Source organism: Vreelandella nanhaiensis, from assembly GCF_003990185.1.
Lineage (GTDB): Bacteria > Pseudomonadota > Gammaproteobacteria > Pseudomonadales > Halomonadaceae > Vreelandella > Vreelandella nanhaiensis.
In genome coordinates this window covers 113,259-122,588 of record NZ_RZHF01000009.1, presented here as the reverse complement: position 1 = coordinate 122,588, position 9,330 = coordinate 113,259, and the positions used below count along the sequence as shown (strand labels likewise).

Here is a 9,330-nt window from a genome sequence, read left to right as displayed (position 1 = left end):
ACACCCTGGTGGTCACCGACGGCAAAGGCAACGAACTCCTTAACCGTCCCGTTACCCAGGCGGATCTGGATAACGGCCTCACCGTCACGCTCACCGACCTGGAGAACACCGACACGGCRCTCAGCGTGACCGCCACGGTCACCGACCCGGCGGGTAACCGCGACACCGCCACCGACACCGGCGTGATCGACGGCAGCGTCCCTATTGCAGATCCGATCAAGACAACCGCTGACCTTTATGATGGCAACGGCACCATTAATGACGCTAATCAAGTGCTGTTTAAAGCGTTTACGGTGGGGGGAGGCGTAGATCAAGTCTCAGGTGAATATGAGCAAACACCAGTTGTTGATGAGGTTAATCCTGCGTTTGGCGGTTTTGATGAAAATTCTGATGAAGAAGATTTAACGTTTGTTCTTACTTCGCTGCCTGAGTTTGGCTCCCTCTACTTGAATACAGGTGATGGCTACGAGTTAGCGACAACTAATAGTGAGTTTACTACTGTTGATACGCTTTACTGGGCAGTCAACGAAGAGCAGCTTATAGCAGCTATGCAAGGGGTAGATGCTAGTACATTGAGCGGCCGAACCTTACAAGATTGGCAGTCTGACGATAACGTCGATATTTACTCTTATAATCTAGATGGAACTAAAAGTGCAGAGTTGCTTAATGTAGCGTCGGATGGACGGTTAGGTGTTGCTGATAACACTGGCAATCAATTAGAAAAGCCCGAGCAGCTAGGCCATCGTAATGAAAATTCCGAAACACTAATTTTCGATTTCCAACGCCCAGTTGGTGAGGCTAGCGTCAGTGTCGCTAACTTAATTGCCAGTGAAGGCGAAGTTGGCTCAGTCGCTGCTTATCTCAATGGTGAGAAAGTGGGTGAATGGACCTTTAGTGGTGTAGAAGGCGCTACTTTAAATGGGGTCAATGTCGACTTTACCCCTGGTAATGGCTACAGCAATGAAAGCTTTACACTAGAGGGGGTGATTTTTGATCAGCTTCGTTTTACTGCCAAGCCCTATGCAGATGGCGTTACAGGGCAGGTGCCTACCGATAGTAGTGATTATTTTTTAACCTCTATCCAGTATAAAGAAGTTCCGCAGGCTGGCTTCCAGTACAAAGTTATGGATAACGCCGGTAATGAAAGCGATGTGGTCGATGTCCTGATTGGAGAGCCCGCAACCCAGAGCGCTGTTCCCGATGACTTGGGTCCTGAAGTCACTGTTGAGCTTTTAGGCGCTGGCGAAGATGACGTTTATAACGTTCAAGAAATAGCAGAGGGCACTAAAGATCATGTAGAGGCACGCATTGAATTAGGCGGAACTAGTCAAATAGGAGATTTACTGGTTGTTAGTTCGAATACCTCCGACGAGCCAATTTTGAATCGTGCGATCACCCAAGAAGATTTAGACAATGGTGTGAGCATTCAAGTGCCAGTTTCTGCGGAAACGACCTTTGTCAACGTTATCGCTACGGTTACAGATGCTGACAATAACAGCAATAGAGCTGAAGATGAAAAAGGTGTTGCTAACTCAGCACCTGAAGCCACCATCAGCGTCGATGACATCGCCCGAGACAACGTAATCAACGGCGACGAAGCTACCCAGACCATCACCGTGACCGGCAGGGTGGGCGGCGATGCCCAGGCGGGCGACACCGTCACCCTGAGCGTGGGTGAGAGTACTTACGAAGGCCAGGTCACGGCTGACGAGAATGGCAACCTGACCTACGCCATCGACGTGGCTGGTGGCGTACTGGCTGACAATAGCCAAATCATTGCAAAAGTCACCGGCGAAGACGCCGCAGGCAACCCATACGCCACCACCACCGAACACGGCTACGGCGTCGACCTGGATGCCCCGATAGTCAGCGTTACACTGGACGCTGAGGGTGCACCGTTAGCTGAGGGTCAAGAAACCGGCATTACTATCGACTTTAGCGAAGTAGCCTACGGCACCGAGGGTGGCGAGCCGCTTACAGCAGGGCAGGTCGCTGACCTGCTGGTCCTGAACGGTTTGGAGCTGATGGGTGAACTAACCCAAGGTAGCGACAGCACCATCTGGACCGGCACCGTGGTCGCCACTGACGGCTACAACGGTAACGCCAGTGCCAGCATTGCGGACGCGAGCTACGCCGATGAAGCGGGCAACCTGGGCAGTGAAGGAAGTGATCATATATTGGTGGACACTACCGCCCCCATCGCAGACCCGGTTTTAACAACGGCAAATATTTACGATGGCAATGACATTATTAAGGAGTTGAATCCGCTGTTATTCAAGTCGTTTGCCGTTGGAGGTGGAGTCTCTCTATTACTCTCTGGAGAATTAGAGCAAACGCCTGTTATTGATGAAAATGAGCCATCTTTAGGGGGGATAAATGGAGAATCTCCTGAAGAGGATTTGACGTTTGTACTCACATCGTTGCCTAATTTTGGATCGCTTTATTTAAATACAGGCGATGGCTACCAACTAGCAACAATTAATAGCGAGTTCAACACCGAGGGCGCTCTCTATTGGTCAGTTACGCAGGATCAGCTTAAAGAAGCGATGCAGGGGATAGAGGCTAGTACAGTAAGTGGCAGGACCTTGTCTGAATGGTTTTCACACGGGGTTGACGTTTATTCCTATAACCTGAATGGCACTAAAAGCACAGATTTGCTAAATGTTTCCAGTGGCAAGTTAGGGATTAGAGATAACACGGGCGAGCAGCTGCAGAAGCCTGATCAGTTGGCCTATCGCGGCGAAAACTCAGAAACAATGATCTTTGACTTCAAGCGTCCGGTTGGTGAGGCTAGCATTAGTGTAGCCAACTTAATCGACAGTGAAGGAGAAGTAGGCGCTGTTGCGGCTTATCTAAACGGTGAAAAAGTAGGCGAGTGGACATTTAGCGGTACTAATGGCGCTACCTTAAATGGTGTACCGGTTGATTTTACACCGGGCCATGGTTATAGCGATCAAAGTTTCACGCTTGAAGGCGTAATTTTTGATCAGCTGCGCTTTACCGCCAAACCATATGCTGACGGCGTGAGCGGTCAAGAACCTACTGACAGCAGCGATTACTATTTAACTGCTATTGACTATAAGACAGTGCCGCAGTCTGGTTTCCAATACAAAGTAGTGGATGAAGCAGGCAATGAGAGTAGTGTAGTAGATGTAGTGATCGGAGAGCCTTCCACTCAGAGCCCGGTGCCCGATGATCTGGGGCCCAATGTAACTGTTGAGCTTCTGGGGGCAGGGGAAGATGGTATTTATAATGTAGAAGAAGTAGCCGCAGGTACTGAAAATCATGTTGAAGCATATATTCAACTTGGCGGAGCTACCAGGGTAGGAGACTCCCTTGTCGTTACTTCTAATACGACTGGTGAGCCGATTTTGAGTCGAACTGTGACGCAGAGTGATTTGGATAATGGCCTACGTGTTCAAGTCCCTGTGTCTGAAGGAACGACAACAGTTAGTGTAACGGTAACGGTCGTTGATACCTTAAACAACAGCAGCAGTGCTCAGGATGAAAAAGGCGTTGCCAATGTGGCTCCCGAGGCCACCATCACCATCGACAGCATTGCCGGTGATAATGTGGTTAATGGCGAAGAGGCTCAAGGCAATATTAGAGTGACCGGTACCGTGGGTGGCGACGCCCAAGTGAATGACACTGTCACCCTGACCATAGGCGAGAGCGGCAATGTGACGACCTACACCGGCCAAGTTACCGCTAACGAAGACGGCAACCTGGTCTACAGCATCTACGTGCCCGGTGCAGTGCTAGCCAAGAATAGCCAGATTACTGCGGAAGTGTCCGGTGAAGACCCTGCGGGTAACCCCTATAGTGTCGGGGCTGACCGTGACTACGGCGTCAACCTGGCACCAGTCGCTGAAGATAATCATCTGATTGGTAAAGAAGATACAGCGCTAGTACTCAGATGGAATGACTTCAGTATTTCAGATGCAGATTCTGCTGATGAAGAACTGGGTGTGACCATCACTCGATTGCCTGAAGCAGGAACACTGCAATACAAAGCTGCCGATGGAAGTTGGCAGAGTGCTGAGGACAATAGCCACTTCACTAAAGCTCAAATTGATGCAGGTGGGCTTCGTTTTATGCCTGCGGCTAACGAATCAGGTTTTGATGGCTATCATGGCGGCGGCATGGGTAATCAGCAGTCAGATTACGCGCATTTCTCTTTCAGGCCGACAGATGTGCTAAATGAAGGTAAAGAAGCGACGCTCAAGATCGACATCAACCCCGTTGCAGACGCCCCACAAATTTCAATGGTAGTGACACCCGAGGAGAGCGAAGGCAGCACGGGTGAAAGAATTATCAAGGTTAACGGCGGTAGTGGTGTAACGGGTGGCTTTGATGTGCAAGATGGGCAAATTGTTAAGGTTGGCGATGGCGTTCGCGTATGGTTGACCAAAGGCGATAGCATTCCAGAAGTAGCGCATCCGGGCACTACTAACGCGGGTGCTATACAGTATTACGGCCAGGGTAATGCCAGCGGTAGCGATAGCTATGCAGATGTATTTGTTGTGCATTCCGGTAGTGGCTACATGCAAGATGGCAATTGGAAAAATCTGGACTCTTTGGCTGGTAATCGAGCACAAGCGACAAGCGATGCGAAGAAAGACTATATTTTTGTCGCTCAAGAAGAGGGTTACAACTATCAAGTTACATGGAGCACGAATAACAATTCGGCAACCAGCGTTAATACACTAGATGGGGTTCGTGTTTCCTACTCTTCTGGTAGCAAACAAGGTTATCTGGTCGGTCAAGTAAGCAATCAGCTTGAAGGTGTCATCTACGCAGACGGAACGACTCATACCGCCTCAAATGACCGCACAGAAATTGAGATGGTGGCTGGAGAAAGCTACCAGAAATTTACGGTTGAACTGTCTGCAGCGCTTACCGATACGGATGGCAGCGAAGTGCTATCGGGTGTCACGCTGAAAGGCGTGCCGGGAGGGGCGACGCTTGTATTAACTAATGGGCCTGAGGGAGTCATCCTTTCTCAAACAGAGAGCGGCGACTGGGTAATTAGCAATCCCAGCAAAGAGTCGCTGCATGATATTCAGTTAACGTTGGAAGTCGCAACTGATGCCGATGATTTTACCCTGACGGCAGAAGCGATATCGACAGAGGTGGATGGAGAGGGTAAGCCGTTATCAGGTATCGATACTGCAACCGGTAGCGCTACTGCTAACGTAATGATTGATGCACCGGTTGTCTTGGACTACCCAGATCACAATACGGATATTGTGTACCCGATTGCTGATGTATTGGCGAAAAATGGCGATGCACATAATGCTTTTGCGGCTAAGGGAAATACTAACCATTACAACACCAAACTTCTGCTTACTGAACATGGCTATGGCGTATCTCCATCCAAAGATAACACTTCAAATAAGAATGATAGTAACACCCAAGAATTGCTATTTCAGTTAGTGGAGCCAACCGATACCTTTACGTTTACTTCAAATGGAACGGGCACTTCGGGACGTTGGATTGCGTATGACGAAAATTATGCTCAAGTGGGCGAAGGTGGCTTTGCCACTGGAACAACGATCATTGAAAACATCGGCGAATTCCAGCATGTGATCGTAACAGAGGCCGCATCACAAAATAGTGACCTCTTTATACAAGTGAATAAGGTAGGCGATATTCTATTGGCGCCTGTTGCAGGTGGAAAGGTGGAGGGCACTGAGGTTAACGATACACTAATGGGCGGTAGTGGCAGTGATGAGCTGTTCGGAGGTGTAGGTAGTGATCTGTTAATCGGAGGAGACGGCGACGACTTCCTGTTTGGTGGGTCGGGTAATGATACTCTGACTGGGGGGGAGGGAAATGATACCTTCGTTTGGCAAAATGGTGACCAAGGCGTATTAGGCGCGCCAGCAGTTGATGTAGTCACCGACTTTGGCAAAGGTGAGAACAAGCTTAATTTGGGCGACCTACTCCAAGGTGAAAGCGAAGAGAATATAGCTGACTATATCATAGCAAAAGAGGATGCTGGAGAAACCTGGCTTTATATTAGTTCTACCGGTGAACTTGATAGAAAAATTGGCAATGCTGATCAAGTCATTCATTTGCAGGGACAGGGTTTTGACAGCTTGGCGAGCAGTGGTGTTAATGAGAGCGATGTTATTCAGGAAATGCTACAAAACGGCAAGCTGAGTATTGACTAAGCTAGCTATATAGCAACTACAAGGCCGCCCATTGGGCGGCCTTGTTCTATCCTGCTTAATGTATCTATGGACACTTATTTACCGTTTTTACTTTCATAGGGAGCAATTATGTTCTACATCAAACGTAATACCCAGGGAGAGGTTGTCATGCTCAGTAAAGAGCGATCCCTTGAGTGTGCTGAATCCATCTCGCCTGATTCGCCAGAAGTGTTGGCATTTCTTGCCAGCCAGCCAGGATCGGCAGCGAACTTCCTCGCCTCTGACTTGGCATTTGTACGGGTTGTAGAAGATATTTTGGCAGTGCTGCTGGAGAAGGGAATTATTTCCTTTACAGATCTGCCTGCCCCGGCGCAACGGAAAGTAATGGAGCGCCAATCGCTGCGGGCGAAAAATGATGTGGGGCTGTTAAGCGACGACGACACGATCTAGAGCGCCGTCGCTTGGGCCCGTTTGCTTTAGAAAATTAAAGGCGGACGCCTGGGCCGGTAACGCCGTCCATGCCACTTAAGAAGGCATACATTAGTTCCTGCGGCTCAGTGACACCTTCCGCAATTACTTGAATACCCAGCGAGTGACACAGTGTTGCCATTCCCCGCACGATGGTTTGCTGCTCGTTGGAGGTATCCAATCCCCGAATCAAGCTGCTGTCTACCTTGAGATAGGAAAGCCCCACATCATGCAGGTCGGCGAGCTTTGTAAAGTCCGCGCCCACATGTTCGATGCCGAACTGGCAGCCTAAGGGACGAAGCGTATTGCATAGGCCGCGCAGGCTAGCCAGAGCCTGTGTATTTAACGTAGCCGGCACCTCAAAACAAAGTTTACCTGCCAGCGAAGGTGCTGCTTCAAGCAGTGAACGAAGTTCAGTGACAAACTGCGCATTGGTAATAGAAGCAATTGAAAGATTGATACCCAGGCGGTGGTTGGGCGCTTTTTCTAGCTGTGCCAGGGCTGCTTTGGCAACGGCAAGGTCTAGCACCGGCTCTAACCCAAACCGCGTTACCCAAGGAATAAAGACGCCCGCCGCTTGCCACTGTTGGTTCAACTCCAAGCGGGCCGGGCACTCATGATGAAGTATCTGGTTCTGAGCATCGACCACCGGAAAGTAAGCCAGCTGCGGCCCTTTGGCAATAGCCTTGTCCAGCGCACTGCGCCAGTCGACATGGGTGCTAAACAGGGAGCGTCGCTGGTGTTGGCGAATAACAATACGGTGATGCACGCTGTCACTTTCCGCTTCGGCCAGGGCATCATCCAGTGTGGCAAGCAGAGCACCCCGCTGGTCGCTAGCAGAGTAAGGGGCTATCGCGGCAGGCAGCTCAACATCATTTGCTTGAGCAGCGGTGTGTGCCAATGCGTGCTGCAAGCTTGTCTTCAAGGTATCAAGGTCATCTGCAAGGGGGAGAAGCAGGACAAAATCGCTGCCGTTCAGGCGCCCGATCAGCGGGGCTTCGCTATGTTCACCCAGCGCAGTCAGCTCGGTGACCAGCGTGTGCAGCAGAAGATCGGTGGTTTGATGCCCTGAGCGTTCATTGAGCTTGTCCAGATTACGCACGCGAACCATCACAATTAGTCCATTGGCGCGTGCATCATCTCCTTCCAGCAGAGCATTAAAGCGGGCCATGAATACGTCGCGATTGAGTGCGCCCGTTACCCGATCGTGTTGTAATCGGCGGCGTAGTTCATCAAGTTTCTGGCTTTCGTTGCTCAGCATCTGGCGCACGTTTGCAGAGAGCAGATTCATGGCGTTGGCGAGCTGGCGAAACTCTAGCGTGCGGGGCTCACTAATGGTGGTGAAACGTTGTGCACTGATGTCCTGAGCCTGAGCCACCACGCGCATCAGCGGGCGCTTAACGCCGCGTACGATCACCATGGCAAGCCCTAGGCTAATAACGCCTGCGAGTATAAACCAGCCTGCCAGCTCTAATGTGCTGCGCCATAGCGTGCCATAGGCAAAGCTGTGCTGGCTTTCAAGTTCAAGAGTACCAAACTGCCGCCAGCCGTCTTGAATGGTCGCCACGCCGCTGGGCACGTTAAATTTAATCAGTTGGCGAAACCACGACGGCACATCGCCTTGGTAGCCACTGGCTGAACGCCCGATCAGCACATTGCCTTGCGTATCGCGCAGGGTAATCTGGCGGTAGTAGCCGGTATCAAACTGGGCTGAAATCAGAAGTTCCAGAATGACCATATCCTTGTCGAGCTGGCTCATGGAGAGCGCAAGGGCAGTGGCGTTGTCTTCATTCTTGATGCGCACTTCCTGCTCAATATAATCACGACTGGACGTAATGCTAATCGCAAGGCTGCCTATAAACGACAGCAACAGCAGCGCGATGATGGCAAGCCAGAGCTGTTTGATCAGCGACATAATGCCTATTCCTTTTAGATAAAACCCTGCGTTTTCATTCGCTCAATAACGCTGCGCCAACGTGAGAGACGGGCTAGCGGGTCGGCGCGCGACTCCGCGGAATCGCCCGCCCAAAGGCCATCACTATTAAAACTGAATAACGGGTCAAGATCGGTACGCTGCGAAGCGGGCGTAATGGATGAAACGATATTATCGAGTACTAGCGGTTCGGCATCAGGCGTTGAGTAGTAACCCAGCACCATATGCGCTTGGGTGATCTGGCTGCGCCCAATCCGGGCACGAACATAAATCATGCGTAGTCGTTCACCGGGAATGTTGAGCTGTTTTAGAGAGATATACTTGGCAATGGAGTAATCTTCGCAATCTCCACGGCCGTTGCCCATCGCTTCAAGCGGTGTGGCCCAGTAGTCCTCCTGGCCCCACACCACCATGTCATCAACCCAACGAATACGGCGGTTAAAAAAGTCGTTAACGTCACGCAATTGCATTTGAATATCCTGGCCGCGCAAGCGCTCCAGCATGGCGAACCACTCTTCAAGTACCGCAAGGCCTGTTTGCCCATAAGCTTGTTGCATGCTTTGGCGCAAGCGCTGAGGGTCATACGCCGCCGCGGGTGTTGGACGAATGCCTAAACCTGCGCCCACAAGCAACGCGCCAGCAGTTGCGAGAAACTGCCGCCGGGAAAGCATAAAAAGGGAAGGGGGTAAAGGCGCGGGCATGAGTCGCCATCATTACAAGATAGTGTGCTAAGACTACAAGCTGCCGCGCGGAAGTTCTACATTTGCTTAATGA

General features: G+C 50.8%; 4 protein-coding genes. 2 read left to right on the top strand and 2 right to left on the bottom strand.

What is annotated here, in order from left to right; all coding sequences use genetic code 11:
* Positions 1-125: 125 nt before the first annotated feature.
* Together ELY38_RS08335 and ELY38_RS08330 are read left to right on the top strand one after the other, a co-directional pair.
* Positions 126-6,176, top strand: a complete 6,051-nt coding sequence (locus ELY38_RS08335; RefSeq protein WP_222845123.1) for an Ig-like domain-containing protein — start codon at positions 126-128, stop codon at positions 6,174-6,176.
* Positions 6,177-6,284: 108 nt separating this feature from the next.
* Complete coding sequence (locus tag ELY38_RS08330) at positions 6,285-6,605, top strand: tryptophan synthase subunit beta like protein (protein WP_127061315.1); 321 nt, start codon at positions 6,285-6,287, stop codon at positions 6,603-6,605.
* A gap of 34 nt (positions 6,606-6,639) precedes the next feature.
* Here ELY38_RS08330 and ELY38_RS08325 read toward each other — a convergent pair whose 3' ends face one another.
* Both ELY38_RS08325 and ELY38_RS08320 read right to left on the bottom strand, forming a co-directional pair.
* The gene (locus tag ELY38_RS08325) at positions 6,640-8,538 is read right to left on the bottom strand and encodes a bifunctional diguanylate cyclase/phosphodiesterase (RefSeq protein ID WP_127061313.1); all 1,899 of its coding nucleotides are present in this window, start codon (positions 8,536-8,538) and stop codon (positions 6,640-6,642) included.
* Positions 8,539-8,552: 14 nt separating this feature from the next.
* Entirely contained in the window at positions 8,553-9,257 is a 705-nt protein-coding gene (locus ELY38_RS08320) for a transglutaminase-like cysteine peptidase (RefSeq protein WP_127061311.1), read from the bottom strand.
* Between the last annotated feature and the right edge of the window lie 73 nt (positions 9,258-9,330).